Genomic DNA, 20,651 nt, shown 5'->3' with positions numbered 1-20,651 from the left:
TCCGAAATTATTCCTGTTTATTCAACCATTAAAACCAAATTTGTACCTAATTTACATTACTTAAATGTTACCAACCTGGTGCAAACCCTTGTTGGTCAAGGATTTTAAAGATTTTCGATTACGATGCCCAACCGATCTACAGATGCCTTATTTCAGCTGGTAAAGTCGCTGGAAAAGTCAGAGAAACGTAATTTCAAGCTTTATGTTCAACGCAATTCTTCGAGTGAAAACCTGAAGATCGTGCAGCTTTTTGACGCCCTTGACAAAATGGATACTTACGACGAAAGTTTACTATTGAGTAAGTATAAGGACTTAAAAAAGCAGCAGCTTTCGAACATAAAAGCTCATCTATATAAACAGATACTCAGCAGTTTACGGCTTATCAAGAACGAGAACAACATTGATATTCAACTGCATGAGATGATGGACCATGCCCGTATCCTGTACAACAAGGGGCTGTACCTCCAAAGCCTCAAGATGCTCGACCGCATGAAGGAACTGGCCCGGGCCAATAACCAGATCACCTATTTACTACAGGTGTTATTTTTCGAGAAAAAGATTGAGGCTCTGCATATTACGCGCAGTATGACCGACCGCGCCGAACAGCTTGTTTGTGATGTGGACGAAACCAACCGCCGCCTGGTAATGGTGAGCAAACTGAGTAACCTGTCGCTGCTGCTGTACAGCTGGTACATAAAACATGGCCATGCCCGCGACGAGAACGACGAAAAGGAGATCCAGCAGTTCTTCGACCAGCATTACCCGCCGGGGGCCGATGAGGCCAAAGGCTTTTACGAGCGGCTGTACCGGTACCAGAGCTATTGCTGGTATGCTTTTATTCGACAGGATTTCCTGCTTTATTACCGGTATACGCAAAAATGGGTAGAATTATTTGAAAAAGAGCCATTTATGATAGAAGTGGAGACCGCCCATTACATCAAAGGCATGCACAACCTCATGGGCGCCCATTTCGATCTGCAGAACTATACCAAGCTGAAGGAGGCCCTTGAGAAATTCGAGGCGTTCGCCCAAAGCGACCTGGTTGTCAACAACCATAATAACCGCATTCAGGTCTTTGTTTACCTCAACGTAAGCAAGATCAACAAGCATTTTATGGAAGGCACCTTTACCGAAGGCCTGCTGCTGGTGCCTTATATTGAAGAAAAATTGCACGAATACGAGATCTACCTCGACCGCCACCGCATTCTGGTGTTCTATTATAAGATCGCTTCCCTGTATTTTGGCAGCGGCCAGTATGAGAAAGCCATCGATTACCTCAACAAGATCATTAACTGGAAGGTTGACCTGCGTACTGATCTGCAATGCTACAGCCGCCTGCTGCACCTGATAGCGCATTATGAGCTGGGGAATTTTCAGCTGCTTGAATACCTGTTCAAATCGGTATACCGGTTTATGGCGAAAATGGGTAACCTCAGTGTGGTGGAAGAAGAGATCTTTCGCTTTTTGCGCCGTACGTTCCATTTGTCGCCCCGCCAGTTAAAGCCCGAGTTCGCCAAACTGTTGGAACAGTTAAAACAATTACAGGCGAACCGCTTCGAAACACGCGCCTTTGCCTATCTCGATATCATCAGTTGGCTCGAAAGCAAAATGGAAAATATTCCGGCTACTGAGATAGTTATCCGGCAGAAGTTTTTGAGCAGGATGAAAAGGAAAGCAGTGGAAGATCCGCCGGCATCCTAAAGGGTGGCCGGTTACCGGTTGCTTAATTCATTCCCTTTATCCTTTGCAATTCATCTTCGTTACCCCTTGCCGGTTTGCGCGCTTTCAATTTTTGATTTCCGAATTTATAGGTAAGGTCTATGGAAAACACTCTGCTATCGCTCCTGTTGGTAAATTCCACATTCAGGTTCTCTGCCCTATTGTTGCCATTCTTCCTGTAGGTATAAAAAATATCCCGCACAGCTAACTTCAGGATGAGGTTTTTATTCAACCAGCTTTTTTTATACCCGGCATCCATTCTATAACGCGCATAATTTTTCCTGATGCCATCAATAGAGGGCGACCTGTATATACCCGTGAGAACAATGCTGTTATTGCCGGCAAATGAAAAGTCATTAGAGAGGTTACCGTTTACATTTATCAGGGTGTTTTTAAAATCCCGGGTGTGGTAAAAAGAGGTATATTCTTCATAAAATACATCCAGGTTGGCCGACAAATGCCACCAATTCGTAAGCTCTTTATCGAGCGAGATGCTGGTACCGTAACTAAGGTACCGTTTGAAATTATTAATGGTTTCCCTTGAGATCTTAGTTGTATCGTTCAAATAGGTTAAATAGGTAAAATAATCTTTGGTATTACTATAGCTCACTGACACCAGCAGTTCATCATTCAATGAATACCCTAACTCAAGCGTATTGGTAAGCTCAGGTCGCAAAAAAGAATTTCCCTGATAAAACGAATAAGGTGAGTTATAGTAAATGAACGGGTTCAGATCTTCGTAAGAAGGCCGGTTAATTCTTCTTCCATATGAAAAATTTATGGTCTGCGACTCATCCAGCTTTTTGTTTATAAACAGGGAAGGAAATAACTTCAGGTAATCATTGGTATTTATTATGTTCCCGGTCAATAAATTGCCCTTGTTGTGGGTATGCTCGGCGCGTAATCCGAGCTGAAATTCGTAATCATTTATTTTCTTGCTAACATTAACATAAGCAGCCGTTATATATTCATCAAAAATAAAGTGATTGGTTTTTCCGGGGTCTTCCTGCCACACCGTTCCTTTCTTTGACTCAAAACGAATATCGCTGTCGGTTCGTACCCAACTGGTTTTAACACCGGCGCCAATGGTCAATTTTTTGTTACTTACCGGGTGCGTATAATCCACTTTAACGCTTCCAATCTTTATTAGCACCTCACTGTTATTCCGGAGTGCTTCCAGGTCACGCATTGGCAGGCCGTCCTGGCTCAGATAGGTGTTATTATACAAGCCGCCGTTATGCCAGGTAAACCGCGAATAATCGACGTTGGTAGAGAGTAATTTACCCAATGAATCGATCCTGAAGTCGTGATTCAGGTTCCACGACATATTATTATAATCGGAATTGGTTAGGTTATCTACCAGCAAAGAAGAATCTTTCTTCTCCTTAACAAAATCTGTATTGAAATCTTCCTTAAACCGGCTGTCTGAAAAATTTCCGGTCATGGAGAAGCCGATCACATTTCTTTTTCCTGCCTGAAAATCCATGCCCACCAGGTAATTGTGTGCGGTACTGTTCGTTTTTGATCTTCCCGATTCATCAAAAACAATACTATCAATTATCCGTTTACTGGTATAGCGGTTAAAGCCTGTACTCTTATTTATATAATAGTTACCAAAAAAGTTAAACTGGTCATTCTTATAATTAAAGCTGCCGCCCCCATTGTATTTCGGGTAAACGCCAAATCCCGACGACGCATTTACAGTACCATTAAATCCTTTCACCCGTATTTTTTTAGTGACGATATTAATAATGCCGGCATTCCCCGCGGCATCATATTTCGCCGAAGGGTTTGCAATGATCTCAATACGGGCTACCGCATTAGCAGGTAAACTTTGCAGAATATTGGCAATATCTGAAGAAGAAAGCGTACTCGGCCGTCCATCTATCATAATGGTCACTCCTTTTCGCCCTTTCAGGGAAATAATATTATCATTTACGGTAACCCCCGGAGAGGTTTGTAATACATCCATTACTGATCCGCCGGCCGAAACAGGACTGCTTTCTACATTCAAAACAAGTTTATCGATGCGCCTTTCAATAAAAGGCTTTTTCGATGATACGGTGATCTCGCCCAGGGTGGTTATCTTACTGTTAAGGAAGATCGTATCCAGGTCAATATCGGCAGTAACTACCGATACGGTCCGTTGCCACTCTTTATGTACAATGTCAGATAATACAAGCTTGTATGTTCCGGCATTAACCTGATCGAAAATAAATTTACCGGCAGAATCGGTTATCACCGTCCTGGGTTTCATAGCAGGAATTTCCCGTGAAAGGGTAATTGTTACAGCGGTCAATGGCTTTTGTATTGCCCCGTCATAAACAACTCCGCGAACCCGGTACTTTCTTCCTTCCTGTGAAAACAATGAACAGGCTAATGTTATGAAAGCAACAGTAAGTAGGCTTCTCATTAAATATTAGTTATAGCGTTGCCCCATCAGTTGACCAATTCAATACTTCTTTTGTTTAACAGCAATGACAATATATATAAGGCAACTTCTGCAGGGAGTTCTTTAAATACCTGGGCCGCAAGCGACGAAACTTTATATACAATACCTTCATTGAGCTTATTTACCAGATCAATGATCTCCTGGTGATAGTTTAACTCAATTTTCGATCCGCGCGCAAAAAGCTGTACTTTTTGAACTTCCTGAATGTGTTTATGCAAGATCTTAAAGGGATACGCGATCCTGATCTCTTTTTCGGCCAGGAACTCATAATCATTTTCGTCGTAATTGATCTCTTCCGAAAGTGAGAGCGGCAACGAACTCCAACCCTGGTTGCTGAATAAAGAGAACATGTATTCCTCATACACCAACTTCAGGAATTCAGGAAACGTCTTTTTTGCCAAATGCTGATCTATTTTAAGTACGGCATCGATATCGGCATATCCTTTAAGGTCGTTAAGCGATTGTTCAGGAACTGTAACGGTTGTATCTTCCATATTCAGATATTGCACCCGGAACGACTCCAGCAGGTTATTCAACACATAATTCCGCACATGGTTATCGAACCATAAGGTAACCCCAATTGAAAACTCATCGGAATGCCCTATATGAAACTGGTCCCAGGGCATAAAATAAATATCACCTTTCCCAAACGGGAACTCGTTTGCGTGTGGCAATAATTCTTCAACAGGAACGTCTTTTTTATTTCTTCCTTTCAATAGTTCGTTAAACTGCTGTTCATTCCAGGTATACATTATTTTACCACCGGGCCCCACATGAAAATGTATTACATTGGCGCCTCTATGATCCTGATGTATACCGAGCGGTGTAAGCCCATAATTACCTACAAAAATGGTTGAATGCAATCCATTCAATGGTATGCCTGCTTTTTCAAGTAACGGCGCTGCATACACTGCTAACCGTTGAGCCAATTCATTACAGAATTTTTCGCCCGAATTAATGATCATCCCTATTTTTTTTCCGGGGAAAAGGCGTTCGCCCCAGCTTTGCAGGTCCTCATTCATAAGGGGTGGCTGGGGAAAAACCAGGCTTTCCAGCTCTTCTCCCTTCACTTTAACTCCGTCAACAAATATTCTGAACCCATAATTATCTGTCTTAGCCCGGCAAACTTCCCTGATCACCTTTCCCACCATTTCTTTTATTTCGTCGCACTCAATGCCGGAAATGGCATCTTTAATAACTGTGGTATTTTTAAAATGATTTGTTTTTTCTAAAAACAGCTCCCACCAGCTATCGTTTATTTTTATAGCCTGGACGTTTATTTTATTTGACACAATTTCAGGACTTGTAGCATTCATGGTAAAGGCAATTAACAATTAAAGATGGGCGCCCTACCTTCGGGCGCACTACATTAGTCGATTATTTGTATTCCCCGCTTATTATACAGGAGGGAAAGAAAATACAGTCCGGCCTCTTCGGGCCATTCCCTCGCCAACCCGGCAACCAGGTCATTTGTCACAAAGCTTTCCCCTGAATTTAATTTTTCAATGATGTTTATCAATTCAGGATGATAGTTTATTTCAATCTTTGAAGCCCGGCAGTACACGAACAACTTATTATTGTCGGAACTGATCTTATAATGAAAGATGAATGGGGAGACCCGCTGTATAACTTTTCCGTGTAAATGTTCAAATTCGTTCTCATTGTAGTTTACTTCCTGCTCAAGCGATAATGGCCGTGCACGCCATCCGCCATTACTGTACAGCGCCTGCATATACTCATTATACGTATGTTTGAAAAACTGCCCGACAGTTAAATTTTGAATGTCATCATCATACTTGATCAGCGCTTCTATTTCTTTAAACCCCTGCAGGTCATTAATATCTTTCTCAGGTTTTGTAATTGTGTCGTCTTCCTGGTCAATATATTGCAGCTGAATAGAATTAATGAGCTTGTTGATCATTTTCTTCCGGGTAATATTATTGAACCATAATGTAACCCCTATAGAAAGCTCATCTGAATACCCGATATGGAACTTATTCCATGGCATATAGAATATGTCACCCTTTTTAAACGGGAATTCAGTGGCGTAAGGCAACATCTTCTGTACATCCATAAAATTCTGATGCCCACCCAACTTTTTGAATTCATCTACCTCCCAGTTATACATTACTTTACCTCCTGGCCCCAAATGAAAATGTATCACATTCTCTCCTTTATGATCCTGGTGAATACCAAGCGGCGTATACCCGTAATTACCAATGAAAATGGTTATACAGGTACCATTGACGGGAATCCCTATTTTCTGAAGTAATGGCGCAGCATACCGCCCAAGCGTTTCTGCAAGCAATGGCGAAAATTTTTCTCCATAGTTTAAGATGATCCCGAACTTTTGCCCCGGAAAAACCCGTTCGGCCCAGGCAGTAAGTGTTTCTCCCGGCATAGGGGGAAATGGGTATATGTTCTTCTTAAGGTATTCTTCATCCATAGCCTCGGTTCCCTGGTAATACCTGAAATCGTAGTTACCGGCCTGGCGGTTACAGATCTCCCGCACTGCATCAAGCGTCATCATGCTCATATCAGTACAATCCCTGTCAGATAATACATCGGGAATAACAATAGTCTCGGTAAAGTTTTTACACTGCAGCAAAAACTCGTTCCACCATGCAGCCGTTATTTTTTGGTCAGCAGAGGCAATAACCTCGTTTTTTGTTAACATAAGAAAAGGTTTAAAAAGGCTTCAGATGCCCTGAAGCCGCTCATCAATGTCTTTAATTAAATTTTTTAAAAGCTCAATGGTAAACGTACTTCGTTCCTTATGGCCCGTGTAGTTGATGGTGATGCTGCCATTTGCTACCAAAATTCCCAACTCACCGCCGGTATCGGCACTGCTGTTTATCCTATTCCATTTCTTTTCATCAGCTTCTTCAGAAAAAGCGGAACCAAGTTGGCCGGTTATTAATTGATTTACCGTATCGGTAAAAATGGGATCAAATAAATGAATATAATGAAGTGTATTAACGTAATGCCCATTGGCCTCTGTCATGTATAGATCGAAAATGCGGGTATGCGTTCCGGTAGCCGTATTATAAACGTCACGATCACTTTCGCGCATGACTTCCCTGGTAGCATGAGTTGTAGAGATCATAGCTAAGGTTTATCGGTTTATGCCCCAAAAAAAATAGCAGATTGACCTTGAGGGTCAATCTGCATAATCACGGTTTAGTTTACTGACTTTTCTTTTTCTTTCTCTTTTTCTTTCTCTTTAACAGCACTTGAAACGCCACCAACTAATTTTTCCTGCTCCAATGGAGAAATTACTTTTGCACCAAGGAACTCTTTAGGGTCTACCTTCTTTACTTCTTTCTCTTGACTCATAAAACAAGATTTTTTTGATTAATGAAATTGATTAAATAGTTACTAAATTTAGGATATTGTAGTTTAATAACTATAACATATATTCGAATATATTTTATCAACATATCTATATACTTTTTCAAAAATGCAATTTTACCCAAACACCTTTCCTTTCTTCAAACAGCTCGATGCCAAAGACTGCGGCCCCACCTGCATCAGAATGATCGCGCGGTTTTACAAAAAGGACTATCCACTGTCATACATACGCGATCTTTGCAACATCGGCAAAGAAGGCGTATCGGTTTTGGGTATCAATAACGCTGCCGAGCAACTGGGATTCAATTCTGTTGCATTGAAAGCTTCCTTTTCCGTTCTGGAAAAACAAATACAGTTACCATGCATTGCTCACTGGAAACAAAATCATTTTGTAGTAGTATATAAGATCACCCAAAAACATGTTTATATTGCCGACCCCGAACAAGGCAAACAAAAGTTGAACAGACAGGAGTTTTTAAATGGGTGGGCAAGCGGGAAGGAACATGGTGAAGACTTTGGCATTCTCATTGTACTGGAGCCTACAACGGTGTTTTATGAAAAAGACCTCGAAACGCCCAAAACCAGTCAAATAAAAACCGGCTACCGGTACTTATTAGTGCATTTCAAACAACATCGCAAACCGCTGATAAATTTAGCGATTGGCCTGCTTGTAAGCACCTTATTACAATTAACCTTTCCCTTTCTTACGCAAAGCATTGTAGATACCGGTATAGGTAACCTGGATATTAATTTCGTTTATCTTATACTCATTGGGCAAATAGTGATCTTTATTGCTGAAACCATTATCTCACTGGTGCAAAGCTGGACATTATTATATGTTGGCACCCGGGTGAATACATCTATTATATCTGACTTCCTCAAAAAATTAATGCGCAAACCACTCCGGTTTTTCGACACCAGGGTGTCGGGCGACTTATTACAACGCATTGATGACCACAAGCGAATAGAAGATTTTCTCACCAACGGAACCTTTAGGTTCATTCTTTCGATATTCACCTTCCTTGTTTTCACCTGCCTGCTTATCTACTATAGCCCATTGATCTTTGCGGTATTTGTGACCGGGGGCATATTATTCTTAGGCTGGATATCTTACTTCCAAAGAAAAAGAAAACAACTTGATTATAAGCGGTTTTCCGAATTAGCCAACAACAAGTCGAAGTTGGTAGAGATCATAAACGGAATGCACGATATTAAATTACAGAATGCCGAGCGACATAAACGGTGGGAATGGCAGGCCATACAGGCCCGGTTGTTCAGGGTAAACGTACAGTACCTTACCCTTGAACAATTTCAGCGGGTAGGCGCTCAATCTATTAATACCCTGAAAAATATTGCTACAACATTCATTTGTTCAAGCCTTGTGATCAGTAATAAAATGTCTCTGGGCGAAATGCTGGCAGTTCAGTTTATTGTGGGTGAATTAAATGTTCCATTATTTAATTTACTGGAGTTCTTAAATGCATACCAGGATGCCAGGATTAGTATAGAACGCATAGGCGAAATTCATGCAGGCGACCCTGAGCAAGCCGGGGCCACCCCACCTATTGCTACCGACGAATACTTAGTCAATGATTCCATTATTATCAGAAATCTTAGTTTTAAATATGGCGGAACACACTATTTCAACGTACTGAATAATATCTCCATCACCATACCCAAAGGAAAAGTAACGGCCATTGTAGGGCTCAGTGGCAGCGGCAAAACCACATTACTGAAGCTTTTATTAAAATTCTATGAACCCTCAAACGGATCTATATTAATAGGCAACCTGAACCTCAACACGATCAATGAGGATTTTTGGCGAAGCAAATGCGGAGTTGTTTTGCAGGATGGCTATATCTTCTCTGATACCATAGCAAAGAATATTACCCTGGGATTTGACGACATTGACAAAAAAAGACTATTGCATGCAGTCTCTGTAGCGAATATAAAAGACTTCATTGAAACACTCCCCTTGCGGTATAATACCAAAATAGGGTCAGATGGAATGGGGTTAAGCCAGGGACAAAAGCAACGGATGCTTATTGCCAGGGCCGTATACAAAAACCCTGAGTATATCTTTTTTGACGAAGCCACGAATGCACTTGACGCAAACAACGAACGTACTATTATTGAAAATCTTCAGAACTTTTTCAGGAATAAAACAGTGGTAATAGTAGCTCACCGCCTTAGCACCGTTAAAAACGCCGACCAGATACTGGTTATGGAAAGCGGAAGGATCATCGAAGCCGGCAACCATCATGAATTGATATCGGTAAAAGGATCCTATTTTAACCTGGTAAAGAACCAGCTTGAGCTTGGTGTATAAATCTTCCCTTACTAAACGTTTTCGATACAATGGAACAAGAAATTGAAATAAAGGATAGCTTCAACCATGATGCTTTAGACAAAACGCCCACCTGGATAATGAAATGGGGGGTACTTACGGTTTTGTTAGCGATAATAGCCTTGTTGTGTTTAGCAGCGATCATTCCGTATGATCAAACCATCAGTTTCCCTGTAACAATTGGTAATGACAAAGCTACTTATGTAACAGCAGATGCCAGCGGCAACGTGGAAGTGAATAAATTAACCGGGGCACAACAGGTAAAAAAAGGAGATACGTTATTGGTTGTATCTGCACCGGAACAATTGAAAAGGTATGTTATTTCCCCCTGCACTGGTTATACCATCCATTCAAACAACCAGCTATTCAATACCAACCAGGTAAAAGCCGGTGACACGTTGGCAACTATTTTGCCAATCATTGATCCACTGTTTAAGGTAACTGCGGTGGGGTATTATAACGGGCAACTACCACAGAACCTGTTACATTCAGCGAAAGTGTTCATTAAACTGCCAGAAACTACAGGAAATAACTTTGCTGCAGAAAGCAGGATTTTGTATGCATCCCTTATAGCTGAAGCTGGTAAAGGACATATGGTGATGTTAACACCAGAAAGCAACAGTTTAAAAAAGCTGGCCGAACTGGCCCCATTATACCATGGTATGAAGGCAACCGCCACCGTTATACAGAAACAACGAAGTATTTTACAGTGGATATTCGACTAAAAACCGATACCCTGTTTCAATTTAGTACTTCGTTAACTCCGGCTTCACTTCATCGATATACGCCAGTATGCCGCCTTTGAGGTTATACAGATTCGTGAACCCGAATTTTTCTTCCAGCTCACGAATGGCTTTGGCGCTGCGGCCACCCATTTTACAATGAACGATCACGGGTTTGTCTTTACTGATGTCGCCAGCATGTTCGGCTACTGCTGCCAACGGTATCAGTTCGGCGCCAATATTTACAATTTCGTATTCATAAGGCTCGCGTACATCAATAAGTTGAAAGGGCTCGCCTTTTACCTGTAGCTCATACAGCTCCTTAACGGTAATTTCCTTCACCGGTGTTTCAACCGCTTTCACGCCGCAGAATTGTTCATAATCGATGAGTGTGGTAATAGTGGGGTTCTTACCATTTAAGGGATTATCGTCGCGGCGGGAAATATTAAATGTACGGCTCTCGAAACTGAGGGCATCAAAAATATAAAAACGGCCAACCAGCGGCTCCCCTACTCCCGTAACTACTTTAATAACTTCAAGCGCCTGCAAACTGCCGATAATGCCCGGCAATACGCCCAATACGCCGCCTTCGGCACAGCTGGGCACCAGCCCGGGGGGCGGTGGCGTAGGATACAGATCGCGGTAATTCGGCCCCAGCTCTCCATTGGCATGGCGGTAATTAAAAACAGACACCTGCCCTTCAAACTGAAAGATGGATGCATATACATTTGGTTTGCCCAATAATACGCAGGCATCATTGACGAGGTAACGGGTGGGGAAATTATCGGTTCCATCAGCCACTACATCATAATCCTTAATGATGTCCAATGCGTTCTGTGAAGTGAGCTGGGTGTTATACAGCACAAATTCAATATGCGGGTTCAATACCTGCAGCCGTTGTTTGGCTGCTTCTACTTTAGGTTTGCCAATTTCATTCACCCCAAACAATACCTGCCGCTGCAGGTTGCTGTCGTCAACCACATCAAAGTCAACAATACCAATGGTGCCAATACCGGCAGCCGCCAGGTACAGCAATACCGGGCTTCCCAATCCGCCGGAGCCAACTACCAGCACTTTGGCTGCTTTTAATTTTTGTTGCGCCGCCAGCCCAAATTCGGGTATAATGATATGCCGGTTATACCGGGCAAGTTCTTCTTTTGAAAAGGTTATCTGGTTGCTCATGATTGATCAATTAACAAATGTAGGAATAAGGTTCTTTGTGTCTGTTACAGGTTTCAAGTTTCAGGTTACCAGTTACCTGTTACCGGACACCGGGCAAAAAATTTCGGAGAGCCCGACTATTTACAGAGTGATTGAAATTCAAGTCCTGGTAACTGGTAACAGGCAACCGGTAACAGCAACATTCACGATTGCCCCGCCTGCTATTGCAGGAACAATGCTTATAATCGCATCGGGCGCTACAAAAGTGTCTTCCTGCTCCAGATTGCGAATGTCGTCATTTCCTACAAAGATATTTACAAATGAACGGATCTGCCCCCGGTCATCAAGCAGGTGCTTTTTGAGATCAGGAAAATTAACCGTGAGGGCAGAAACTGTTTTCGCAATGGTATCGGCTTCAATCTCAAGCCTTGCCGTATTGTTGGTGAATTTTCGTAATGGGGTTGGAATAATAACTGTTGCCATGTTTTTTTGTTTACTCCCTCGCCCCCTAAAGGGGAAAAAGGGTTGGTTATAAATTTGGGATGTTATTAATTCTGGGTTCCTGTAAGTTTTTCAGTTCTTTGGTTTGGCCGCCATTCACCAATCATCATTCACGCTTCACTGCGCCAGTAAGTGATTATTTTCTTCTTCAAACTGCCAGTCGTCGTTTAACCGCCAGGAGCGAATGGGCCCGGGTTCCTTATCGTTCACTGAAATGATCACATACGAAAAGAAAGGCTGCGCCGCGGCCCGGTCGTGCTCACTCGGTATGGCCGGATGATTGGGATGCGAATGATACACGCCCAGCAACTCGAGCTGGTGCGCTTCGGCATATTGCTCCGCCTCGAGGTAATCATGCGGGGCAATTTCAAAACGCCGGCGTTTATCGCCATCTTTTACATTCTTTACTACATGGGCCTCGGTAATGTACCGCCGGCCACTGCTGTCTTCGTGCCCGTATAAAAAGCCGCAACATTCATCGGGGAATGTATCCACGGCATCCTGCACGATCGTTCTTTGTGCTTCATTGTCAAGTACAATCATGTTACAATAGTTTTTTTATGATGTCTTTATATTTATCGGCATTGTCGGGCAGTATGGTAACCACCACGCCATGATCGAGCTTTTCCGCTACCTGCAAGGCGCCCACCAGGTTGGCTGCCGCGGATGGGCTCAACAACAGCTGTTCATAATGGTAAGCCGCTTTTATCATTTCCCAGGCTTCTTCGGTGCCAACTTCTAAATTGTCATCGGCCAGGGTACTATCGTATATAGTGGGTACAATGGCTGTTTCCATATGCTTCCAGCCTTCCAGCCCATGCAAGGGGTTATCGGGTTGCAACGAGGTAAGGCGAATAGCGGGGTTCAGTTCCTTTAACCGCCGGCCGGTGCCGGTAAATGTTCCGGAGGTTCCCAGCCCGGCAACAAAATGGGTAATGCCAGGCAGCGCTTCAAATATTTCCAGCGCCGTGGAATGATAATGTGCTTTCCAGTTATTGTCGTTCCTGTATTGATCTGCATAATAATAGGCCTCTGGCTGTTCCATAGCCAGCGCCCGGGCCACCTGCTGCGCACCATCGGTGCCTTCAAAACGGGAAGTATAAATGATCTCAGCATCCAGCGATCGCAGAATTTCCTTTCTTTCGGGCGAGGCGTTTTCGGGCAGGCATAAAGTAACCGGAACCCCTAACCGGGCACCGATAGTGGCATAGGCAATTCCGGTGTTGCCGCTGGTAGCATCGAGCAATGCTTTTTGTTTGGTCAGTGAACCGTTTTCAATGGCCGCTTTAAAAATAGCATAACCAGCCCTTGCCTTTACACTCCCCGATAATTGTTTCCACTCTTTTTTGGCATAAACGGTAACGCCCGGTTTATTGAACAGGCGGGTAATGCGATGCAGGGGCGTATGGCCAATTTGCGTGCCCAGTTGCTGCACACTCCGCAACAATTGTAAATCTATGGTTGATGTCGAAATTACAGTTGACATAGAAAAGTTATTAAATAAAAAAAGCTCCCCGATGCACTGGGGAGCTTTAATAATGTGTATATATAAATTATTATATAATCAAGGTATGGCTATCCTCCACCCTAATAACCGCCTTTTGCTTACAACAGCAACAACAACAGGTCTTGTATTTGATAATTATGGTCATTTGGTAGATTACACTATAAATATACGGAAAAAAAGGTAAATCCGAATGTGATAATTTGAAAATTCGATAATTTGATAATGATAAAATTCGTGATGACCGATAAATCGCAAGCATCCCGCATAAAGCCATTATCACATTATCATATTATCACATTATCTAATTGTTCATCCATGTTTTTTCATTTCAGAAATAAATTCCCTCAATTAAATGCCTATTGGGATAAATACCTGCCTTTTCAGCAACGGCGCGAGGTTGCTGCAAAGACTGTTCTACTGCAGGAAGGAAAGAAGTCACAGCATTATATTTTTATTGAGAAAGGCTGTGTAAGAACTTTTCTCAATAAAGATGGCACCGACAAAACCGTGCAGTTCTTTTTTGAGCAGGAAGGGCTAACCTCATTCGACAGCTTTATAAACAATGTACCAAGCCTGCTTACCATTGAAACCATTGAGCCTTCGGTCATTTATTTATTACCCAAAAAACATGTTACCCGGTTGATGAGCGAATTGAGCCTGGAACCCTTTTTCGCACAAATGCTGTTACAGATCAGTGCGCAACGGCAGCTCCATTACATGAATGAATTCGTTTCCTTTATACGCGATACACCCGAACAACGCTATCAGAACCTGCTGAAGAAGCGGCCGCATATTATTCAGCGGGTGCCCCAACATTATATTGCTTCTTACCTTGGCGTTAGTACAGTGCACCTGAGCCGTATTAAAAGTAAACTGGCAAAAGGAAGATCGCATTTCTAAACTTGATAACATATGTTATCGTACGCAGGTGGCTTGCCGGCTAATTTTGTGTCACTAAAAACAAAACAAATGAAAGCAGCCGTAATGTACCGGAAAGGCGAATTGCCGCAATATGCAGATTTTCCCGAACCAACTGTTAACCAGGAATCGGAGGTATTGGTCACTGTTAAAGCAGTAGCCATTAAACATTTTGATAAAGGCCGTGCTGCCGGCAAACATTATTCAAGCAGCGCCGCACCCGAAAATGGCCGGGTAATTGGCGGCGACGGGGTTTGCCTGTTGCCCGATGGCACCCGCGTATATGGCATTGGCGCAAGTGGTATGCTGGCAGAAAAAGCCACTATTGAAAAAGACAGAATGGTAAAGTTACCTGAAGGAATCTCCGATGCTACTGCAGCCGCTTTGCCCAACGCCGTTATTGGGGCAGCAATGGGGCTCCGGTTCAAAGCAGGTATACAACCAGGAGATGTTGTACTCATCAATGGCGCCACCGGATTTACCGGCCGGGTAGCCGTACAAATTGCCAAACACTATGGCGCCGGAAAGGTGATCGTAACAGGCAGAAACACTTCTTCCTTAAATGATCTGTTGTCGCTGGGCGCCAACGACGCAATTGCGATTACAGCGGATGATGATGCTTTTAAGCAACAGCTTGCAGCGATCCATTCCCAAACCCCCATTGATATTATCATTGATTATTTATGGGGGCATACCGCCGAAATGATACTGGCCTGCCTGCAGGGCAACGGGTCATTTACCAATAAAACAAGATATGTTTCGGTGGGCAGTATAACGGGCGATCTTATTCAGCTATCGGCAGCTACTTTACGCAGTGTTGATCTGCAGCTGACCGGCTCAGGCCTGGGCTCCTGGACAAAAGCACAGGTGGGTCAATTGTTGAGAGAAATTCTGCCTGCCATGTTCCAACTGGCAGCAGCCGGCAAACTTACCGTAGATACCATTTCGGTGAAACTGGAACACTTTGCTGAGCTTTGGGACCTTGAAGTGCCCGGCGGCCACCGGCTCGTTGTCACCATTTGAGCCAACCTTTTTCAATCATTTTACTATTAACGCTATGATAGCTGCATTATTAATTGCCGCCTGGTCATTCTTTGCTTTTCAGTTTCGTAACAAATGGAAAGACAGCCGCTGGTTGCGGCGGTTTAAGCGTAAAGGATAGTAATACTTTATGGTTTCCATTCCAGCACCTGCACCGGTTGGGGTTCAATGGCCTTCGTGGTTTCGGCATCGCCCTGCTCAACCCGTTCTACGAACAAATGCAACACCTTATTCTTTTTCCAGCTATCCGTATCATAACTGGGCTCCCATAACCCTACAGGTTCAGTGGTAAGGTCTTTTACTTCCCATCTCCGCTGCGTAATGTCATTACATTGCAAAACGCTCACTTTATCATTCCGCTCTGCATCGCGGAAAATGAGCACGGCCTGCACAGCGCCATTAAGGTCCGCGATCAATAACTGAGGCCGCGAAATGGGTATTCGTTTGGTGCCGCCACCCGATAAGGAAAATGGCGTGGTGCGATGAGAGACCCGCTGCGCAATCCAGTGTTGGCCTTCATTATAAACCAGCCGGTATTGTGGTACAGTACTCGATGAATCGCGCCAGTAGGTAGCTATGTACGGATGGCCCGCATCATCGGTGTTCATCGAGGTGGAATTTATGAGCTCGCTGTTCTGCGGAATGCGGCAGGCATATTCTGCCGTAGTGGCAGTAATAGGGAGGGTATATTTTTCACCGGTACTTTTTTCCCAGGTGAGGCCACCGTCTTTTGACCGGGCATAACAAAGATCGTGGTTACTGGCAACGTCGGGACTCTCGCGCCATACCCAGGAAATATGCAGCGTGCCTGCTTTATCAATGGCCATTTGCCAGTACGGACTGCGTTGATTTTCCCCACTGATCCAGCCGCTTTGCACCTGCGTCCACTTTTTTGCTTTGGTATCATAGTGGTTCAGCATCAGGTCGCCATTACCACTGGCGCCATCGCGGTACAGGAATAACAGGTTGCCATTGGGTAACCGGTAAAACTCCGGATAGGTCACTTTCGTTTCCCTGTTACCCGTCATGGGCATTTTATCAGTCAGTTTCAATGAACCGGGACGCACGCTGCGGGCATACCGCAATTCATTGTTATGATGGTCCCATGAAACGTGCAGGTAGCCTTCGCCGTCAGCAATTATGCTGATGGTATTGTGCGCGTCGGTGGCTTTACCTGTATATGGGGTCGTTTGCAAGGTCCATTTGGTAGAACCGATCGATCGCTTCCCGATCACCAGCCGCTGTGCGGAATCGTAATAGGCAATGTACTGCGTATTGTTAAAACTGGTAAGCGAGTTATGCCGGAAAATGACGGCATTAACTGAATTGGCAGCCCATCCCCTGCCCGCTGTTGACAGGCGTACTCCTGTTTGGGCAATCGTTGAACCGCTGGCAAATAGAAAGAATGCGGTTATTAGTTTGTACATGATGCCAAGATAAAGAAAAAACTGTTGCTGTTACCAGTTTCCAGTTACCGGTTACCGGGCAAAAAATTTTGGAGAGTCCGACTATCTTGTGACTGATCGAAATTCAAGTCCTGGTAACTGGCAACCGGCAACCGGTACCCTGAAACACATAAAGTCGGAGTAAGCTATGTAACTTGCAGTATGTTTACAGTAATCAAAGAATCTTTATTACGCATAATGCCTTCGCTTTCTGAAGAAGAAATGATCTTCTTTATCAGCAAGCTTGAAGCCCGTACTATCGCCAAACATGATCTTTTTGTAAAGGAAGGTCAAATAGCCCACGACATGGCCATTGTGCAAAAAGGAGCGTTCAGAATGTATTTTACTTACCGGGAGCGGGAACAAACCGGCCATTTTATGTTCGAAGGGCAGTGGCTGGGCGATTATGAAAGCTTTCTTACCCAGCAACCTGCTGCCAATAACGTACAGGCCCTGGAAGATAGTGAAGTACTTTGCCTCTCCTACAATAAAATGCAGGAACTATATAACATGGGCGCCCGTTATGAACGGTTTGGCCGTTTGATCGCAGAATATGTTTACCTGGTGACTATGAACTCGTACAAATCGCTTCTATTAAAGACCGCAGAAGAAAGATATATTGAATTATTAAACACTCAACCGCAAATTCTCGAGCGCCTGCCCCAGCATTATATTGCCTCGTACCTGGGCATACAGGCGCCCAGCCTAAGCCGCATCCGCAATAAACTGAGCCGGCTGAACAGGCATTAACCTATGTTAATAAACCGGTACGCTTTTTTGTCAGCGGTTATCGTTTTTGCCGTATACAATGCCCAACTTTACAGGCACAAATTTATTTTATGGCATTCCTGATCGGACTTATAGTATTCTTCTTAATTGGCCTTTTTATAGGTGCTGTATCCGGCGGCGCCTGGTTACTTACGCTGGCCGATAAAGGCGTATTTGCTTTAACCATGATGTTTGTACTGGTAGGCATCAGTCATTTTGCCAAACCCGAAAAACTGGAAGCGATGATCCCGGCCCATTGGCCTTACCGCCGGGCAATGAATTATCTCAGCGGTGCAGCAGAGATCATTCTGGGTATCTTATTGCTTTTTCCGGCAACCCGTATGTGGGCCGCCTACGGTTTGTTATTACTTTTAATAGCAGTATTTCCCGCCAACATATTCGTGGCGCGCAGTAAACCGAATCTGTATAACATCTCGCGTTTATTCTTTCAGCCGGTATATATGGCCTGGGTGTGGTTTTTCTGTTTGCGTTAAAGCGCAGGCTTTACGTCCACAACATTCACCAGCGTACCTATACCGTCAATGCTGATGGTTACCAGGTCACGTGGTTGTAAGGTGAAATCGGTTGGTGGTACCAGGCAGGTGCCGGTCATCAAAAAACAACCGGTGGTAAAATCACACTCCATGTACAAATAGCTCACCAGCTCGGGTAACAACCGTTTCATTTGTTTCAGTGTGGTGCTGCCTTCATACATCCTGACCTCATTGCGGTGAATGGTCATGTATATACCGGTTTCGGCAGCTATTGGCTGTTCGGTAATATACAGGCAGGGCCCCAGTCCGGCGCTTCTTTCGTATACCTTGGCTTGTGGCAGGTACAAGGGGTTCTCGCCTTCAATGCTTCTCGAGCTCATATCGTTACCTATCGTATAGCCCTGAATAACGCCGGCCGAATTAATGTACAATGCCAGCTCAGGCTCAGGAACATTCCAGGTTGAATCTTTTCTGATGTACACTGTTTGCTGATGACCGGCCACCCGGTGTGGCAATGATTTGAAGAACAGCTCAGGGCGTTCAGCTTCGTACACCCGCTGATAGCAATCGGCCCCGCCGGTATCTTTCGATTCTTCCATGCGGGCATCGCGGCTGCGCAGGTAGGTAACACCTGCCGCCCACACTTCCTGTGTGCCTATGGGTGGTAACAGGTACTCACGGTGCCATTCCTCAGCCTCTGCAGCGGTTATCTTTTTGCCATTCAAATATTCCCCGAGCAAAAAGGCATATAGATTATCACGGTTAATGAGTTTATCCCACTCGTGCTGCAACACATAATATTCCTCTTTAAACTGTAATAAGGTCCCTTTGCTTGTTTTAAATAGCTTCATGATGTGTAAGGTATTTTATTCCCTACACTAAAATAATGAATATCGTTCTATGAAACACTGCTTTCCTGCTTTTGGGGTTTATTATGCAATACCTGCTCAAAAATACCCGTCAAACTATCATAGAAATTTGTGAGTGTATATTTCTGCAAAAAGCGTTCACGGGCGCAATGGCCCATTTGTACCCGTTGGGGCTTGTCCATTAATAGTTGTTTCAGCCGGACAGTAAGGTCTTTTACACTGCCGGGAGGGATCAGCAGGCCATTCACGCCTTCCTGTAATATGTCGGGAATGCCGCCCACACAAGTTGCCACTACCGGCAACCCAAACTGCATGGCTTCCAATATCGACAGGGGAACGCATTCGGTGAAAGAAGGCAGCACGAAAATATCAGCCACTTCCAGCTCATCAAATTTATCAGTACCAAATTTGGGCCCCACCACATCAACCAGGTGCTCAATGCCGGCTGTTTTGCAAAAGTTCTTTGCCTGTTCAATGGTATAATCAACAGGAGCGCCCACTATACGGGCATGGAACTGGCAGCCCAGCTTGTGCAGCTCAACCAAACTTTGCAGAAAGACCTCAATCCCTTTATTGATCACCAGGTTCGAGAGATACAATATGCGGGGGGCCGCATTATTGCGCTCAATATTTCTCTTGTTCACGATCTCGATGCCATTGGGCAGAATAAAAGGTTTCGGTTCATAAATTGTACGGATATCCGCAGTCAGTTTTTCTGAAAGGCAGATGGTGGTTACGCCTTTAAAGGTCCTTCTCAATAACCATTTTTTATGGCGCGAACCATTGGCCATTTCTTCTATCCCTCTTTTATGCAAATGGAATACGATGCGGCGGCGAAATAATTTGATCAACGCGGTTATCAGGGCATCCCGGTAAAATATTTTTCCTGTGGGGACGATTGTAAAATATACCAGGGAAGGCCTGAATTGAATAAGAATGCGGCAGAGCCTGAAAATAAAGCCCACCATGTGTAGCATCTTCAAAGACGTTATCTTACCAATGTCATCAAGACTTTGACCAAAGTGTAAAGGCAAGGTTTTAACATCATACTTCGTTCGCCAACCGGGATTTTCTATAGTGTACTGATTCATGGTGGTTACGCCGTGAATGGGGGGCGGTAGCTGAACAATAAACAGGATCCTTGGTTTCATCATTCTGATGTTTGTTATTTCTTAAAAATCATATCCAAACCAGTTCCGGTTAAGCCGGGGCCAGTTACTAATTAATTATGTAAGGGAATAAAAGAACTTGGCGGGTGTTTGAGCGATGCCGGTTGGGGAAGGAGAAGGGCTGTTCTATATTGGCAGCAATCGTGGGTATATTATTCAGAACGTGGATAAGGAAATCGCAAGCTAT

The 20,651-nt window shown here is 43.9% G+C and carries 19 protein-coding genes; 7 read left to right on the top strand and 12 right to left on the bottom strand.

Annotated features, from left to right (window positions below):
- The first annotated feature begins 123 nt into the window (after positions 1-123).
- Positions 124-1,701 carry a hypothetical protein gene (locus tag A3860_RS15805; RefSeq protein ID WP_081147693.1) on the top strand — a complete coding sequence of 526 codons (1,578 nt, stop codon included), beginning with the start codon at positions 124-126 and terminating at the stop codon, positions 1,699-1,701.
- 22 nt (positions 1,702-1,723) lie between these two features.
- Here the strand turns inward: A3860_RS15805 and A3860_RS15800 are convergent, their stop codons facing one another.
- The 5 genes from A3860_RS15800 to A3860_RS41090 form a co-directional block, all read right to left on the bottom strand.
- Positions 1,724-4,132 (bottom strand): outer membrane beta-barrel protein, encoded by a 2,409-nt coding sequence (locus A3860_RS15800; protein WP_081147692.1) that lies wholly within the window; start codon positions 4,130-4,132, stop codon positions 1,724-1,726.
- Positions 4,133-4,158: 26 nt separating this feature from the next.
- Positions 4,159-5,487, bottom strand: a complete 1,329-nt coding sequence (locus A3860_RS15795; RefSeq protein WP_081147691.1) for a hypothetical protein — start codon at positions 5,485-5,487, stop codon at positions 4,159-4,161.
- Between the two features lie 53 nt (positions 5,488-5,540).
- Positions 5,541-6,848 carry a hypothetical protein gene (locus A3860_RS15790; protein ID WP_081147690.1) on the bottom strand — a complete coding sequence of 436 codons (1,308 nt, stop codon included), beginning with the start codon at positions 6,846-6,848 and terminating at the stop codon, positions 5,541-5,543.
- Positions 6,849-6,869: 21 nt separating this feature from the next.
- Positions 6,870-7,277, bottom strand: a complete 408-nt coding sequence (locus A3860_RS15785; protein WP_081147689.1) for a hypothetical protein — start codon at positions 7,275-7,277, stop codon at positions 6,870-6,872.
- 74 nt (positions 7,278-7,351) lie between these two features.
- Positions 7,352-7,507, bottom strand: coding sequence for a hypothetical protein (locus A3860_RS41090; protein WP_158085272.1), 156 nt, complete (start codon positions 7,505-7,507; stop codon positions 7,352-7,354).
- 124 nt (positions 7,508-7,631) lie between these two features.
- Here A3860_RS41090 and A3860_RS15780 point away from each other — a divergent pair, with 124 nt between their 5' ends.
- Both A3860_RS15780 and A3860_RS15775 read left to right on the top strand, forming a co-directional pair.
- Positions 7,632-9,851: a peptidase domain-containing ABC transporter gene (locus A3860_RS15780; protein WP_081147688.1), complete on the top strand. Its 2,220-nt coding sequence runs from the start codon at positions 7,632-7,634 to the stop codon at positions 9,849-9,851.
- Between the two features lie 29 nt (positions 9,852-9,880).
- On the top strand, positions 9,881-10,594 hold the full coding sequence (locus tag A3860_RS15775) for a hypothetical protein (protein ID WP_081147687.1): 714 nt from the start codon (positions 9,881-9,883) through the stop codon (positions 10,592-10,594).
- 21 nt (positions 10,595-10,615) lie between these two features.
- Here the strand turns inward: A3860_RS15775 and moeB are convergent, their stop codons facing one another.
- From moeB to A3860_RS15755, 4 genes are all read right to left on the bottom strand, one after another.
- On the bottom strand, positions 10,616-11,773 hold the full coding sequence (gene moeB, locus A3860_RS15770) for a molybdopterin-synthase adenylyltransferase MoeB (RefSeq protein WP_081147686.1): 1,158 nt from the start codon (positions 11,771-11,773) through the stop codon (positions 10,616-10,618).
- A gap of 138 nt (positions 11,774-11,911) precedes the next feature.
- The gene (locus A3860_RS15765; RefSeq protein ID WP_081147685.1) at positions 11,912-12,235 is read right to left on the bottom strand and encodes a MoaD/ThiS family protein; all 324 of its coding nucleotides are present in this window, start codon (positions 12,233-12,235) and stop codon (positions 11,912-11,914) included.
- A gap of 135 nt (positions 12,236-12,370) precedes the next feature.
- Positions 12,371-12,796 carry a Mov34/MPN/PAD-1 family protein gene (locus A3860_RS15760; RefSeq protein ID WP_081147684.1) on the bottom strand — a complete coding sequence of 142 codons (426 nt, stop codon included), beginning with the start codon at positions 12,794-12,796 and terminating at the stop codon, positions 12,371-12,373.
- Between the two features lies 1 nt (position 12,797).
- Positions 12,798-13,739 carry a PLP-dependent cysteine synthase family protein gene (locus tag A3860_RS15755; protein ID WP_081147683.1) on the bottom strand — a complete coding sequence of 314 codons (942 nt, stop codon included), beginning with the start codon at positions 13,737-13,739 and terminating at the stop codon, positions 12,798-12,800.
- A 336-nt stretch (positions 13,740-14,075) separates the two neighbouring features.
- Between A3860_RS15755 and A3860_RS15745 the strand changes: the two genes are divergently transcribed.
- On the top strand, positions 14,076-14,660 hold the full coding sequence (locus A3860_RS15745) for a Crp/Fnr family transcriptional regulator (RefSeq protein WP_081147830.1): 585 nt from the start codon (positions 14,076-14,078) through the stop codon (positions 14,658-14,660).
- A 69-nt stretch (positions 14,661-14,729) separates the two neighbouring features.
- The gene (locus A3860_RS15740; RefSeq protein WP_081147829.1) at positions 14,730-15,701 is read left to right on the top strand and encodes a quinone oxidoreductase family protein; all 972 of its coding nucleotides are present in this window, start codon (positions 14,730-14,732) and stop codon (positions 15,699-15,701) included.
- A 146-nt stretch (positions 15,702-15,847) separates the two neighbouring features.
- On the opposite strand, the gene A3860_RS15735 is transcribed toward A3860_RS15740, so the two are convergent.
- Positions 15,848-17,146, bottom strand: coding sequence for a BNR repeat-containing protein (locus tag A3860_RS15735; protein WP_081147681.1), 1,299 nt, complete (start codon positions 17,144-17,146; stop codon positions 15,848-15,850).
- 180 nt (positions 17,147-17,326) lie between these two features.
- Here A3860_RS15735 and A3860_RS15730 point away from each other — a divergent pair, with 180 nt between their 5' ends.
- Both A3860_RS15730 and A3860_RS15725 read left to right on the top strand, forming a co-directional pair.
- Positions 17,327-17,914, top strand: a complete 588-nt coding sequence (locus A3860_RS15730; RefSeq protein ID WP_081147680.1) for a Crp/Fnr family transcriptional regulator — start codon at positions 17,327-17,329, stop codon at positions 17,912-17,914.
- Between the two features lie 89 nt (positions 17,915-18,003).
- On the top strand, positions 18,004-18,426 hold the full coding sequence (locus tag A3860_RS15725) for a DoxX family protein (protein WP_081147679.1): 423 nt from the start codon (positions 18,004-18,006) through the stop codon (positions 18,424-18,426).
- Here the strand turns inward: A3860_RS15725 and A3860_RS15720 are convergent.
- Both A3860_RS15720 and A3860_RS15715 read right to left on the bottom strand, forming a co-directional pair.
- On the bottom strand, positions 18,423-19,277 hold the full coding sequence (locus A3860_RS15720) for a fumarylacetoacetate hydrolase family protein (protein ID WP_081147678.1): 855 nt from the start codon (positions 19,275-19,277) through the stop codon (positions 18,423-18,425). The two genes, A3860_RS15725 and A3860_RS15720, sit on opposite strands and share 4 nt — an antisense overlap.
- A gap of 47 nt (positions 19,278-19,324) precedes the next feature.
- Positions 19,325-20,449 carry a glycosyltransferase family 4 protein gene (locus A3860_RS15715; protein WP_081147677.1) on the bottom strand — a complete coding sequence of 375 codons (1,125 nt, stop codon included), beginning with the start codon at positions 20,447-20,449 and terminating at the stop codon, positions 19,325-19,327.
- Between the last annotated feature and the right edge of the window lie 202 nt (positions 20,450-20,651).

The sequence above is a fragment of the Niastella vici genome, assembly GCF_002077945.1.
Lineage (GTDB): Bacteria > Bacteroidota > Bacteroidia > Chitinophagales > Chitinophagaceae > Niastella > Niastella vici.
Note: the sequence above shows the minus strand (reverse complement) of the source record. Positions and strands in the feature narration are given on the sequence as shown.

Bases quoted from the DNA above. Each gene is read 5' to 3' on its own strand.
- A3860_RS15745 (WP_081147830.1), top strand. From the start codon at position 14,076: ATGTTTTTTCATTTCAGAAATAAATTCCCTCAATTAAATGCCTATTGG.
- A3860_RS15790 (WP_081147690.1), bottom strand. From the start codon at position 6,848: ATGTTAACAAAAAACGAGGTTATTGCCTCTGCTGACCAAAAAATAACG.
- A3860_RS15760 (WP_081147684.1), bottom strand. From the start codon at position 12,796: ATGATTGTACTTGACAATGAAGCACAAAGAACGATCGTGCAGGATGCC.
- A3860_RS15775 (WP_081147687.1), top strand. From the start codon at position 9,881: ATGGAACAAGAAATTGAAATAAAGGATAGCTTCAACCATGATGCTTTA.
- A3860_RS15735 (WP_081147681.1), bottom strand. From the start codon at position 17,146: ATGTACAAACTAATAACCGCATTCTTTCTATTTGCCAGCGGTTCAACG.
- A3860_RS15800 (WP_081147692.1), bottom strand. From the start codon at position 4,132: ATGAGAAGCCTACTTACTGTTGCTTTCATAACATTAGCCTGTTCATTG.
- moeB (WP_081147686.1), bottom strand. From the start codon at position 11,773: ATGAGCAACCAGATAACCTTTTCAAAAGAAGAACTTGCCCGGTATAAC.
- A3860_RS15765 (WP_081147685.1), bottom strand. From the start codon at position 12,235: ATGGCAACAGTTATTATTCCAACCCCATTACGAAAATTCACCAACAAT.
- A3860_RS15805 (WP_081147693.1), top strand. From the start codon at position 124: ATGCCCAACCGATCTACAGATGCCTTATTTCAGCTGGTAAAGTCGCTG.
- A3860_RS15730 (WP_081147680.1), top strand. From the start codon at position 17,327: ATGTTTACAGTAATCAAAGAATCTTTATTACGCATAATGCCTTCGCTT.
- A3860_RS15780 (WP_081147688.1), top strand. From the start codon at position 7,632: ATGCAATTTTACCCAAACACCTTTCCTTTCTTCAAACAGCTCGATGCC.
- A3860_RS15715 (WP_081147677.1), bottom strand. From the start codon at position 20,449: ATGATGAAACCAAGGATCCTGTTTATTGTTCAGCTACCGCCCCCCATT.
- A3860_RS15725 (WP_081147679.1), top strand. From the start codon at position 18,004: ATGGCATTCCTGATCGGACTTATAGTATTCTTCTTAATTGGCCTTTTT.
- A3860_RS15795 (WP_081147691.1), bottom strand. From the start codon at position 5,487: ATGAATGCTACAAGTCCTGAAATTGTGTCAAATAAAATAAACGTCCAG.
- A3860_RS41090 (WP_158085272.1), bottom strand. From the start codon at position 7,507: ATGAGTCAAGAGAAAGAAGTAAAGAAGGTAGACCCTAAAGAGTTCCTT.
- A3860_RS15785 (WP_081147689.1), bottom strand. From the start codon at position 7,277: ATGATCTCTACAACTCATGCTACCAGGGAAGTCATGCGCGAAAGTGAT.
- A3860_RS15720 (WP_081147678.1), bottom strand. From the start codon at position 19,277: ATGAAGCTATTTAAAACAAGCAAAGGGACCTTATTACAGTTTAAAGAG.
- A3860_RS15755 (WP_081147683.1), bottom strand. From the start codon at position 13,739: ATGTCAACTGTAATTTCGACATCAACCATAGATTTACAATTGTTGCGG.
- A3860_RS15740 (WP_081147829.1), top strand. From the start codon at position 14,730: ATGAAAGCAGCCGTAATGTACCGGAAAGGCGAATTGCCGCAATATGCA.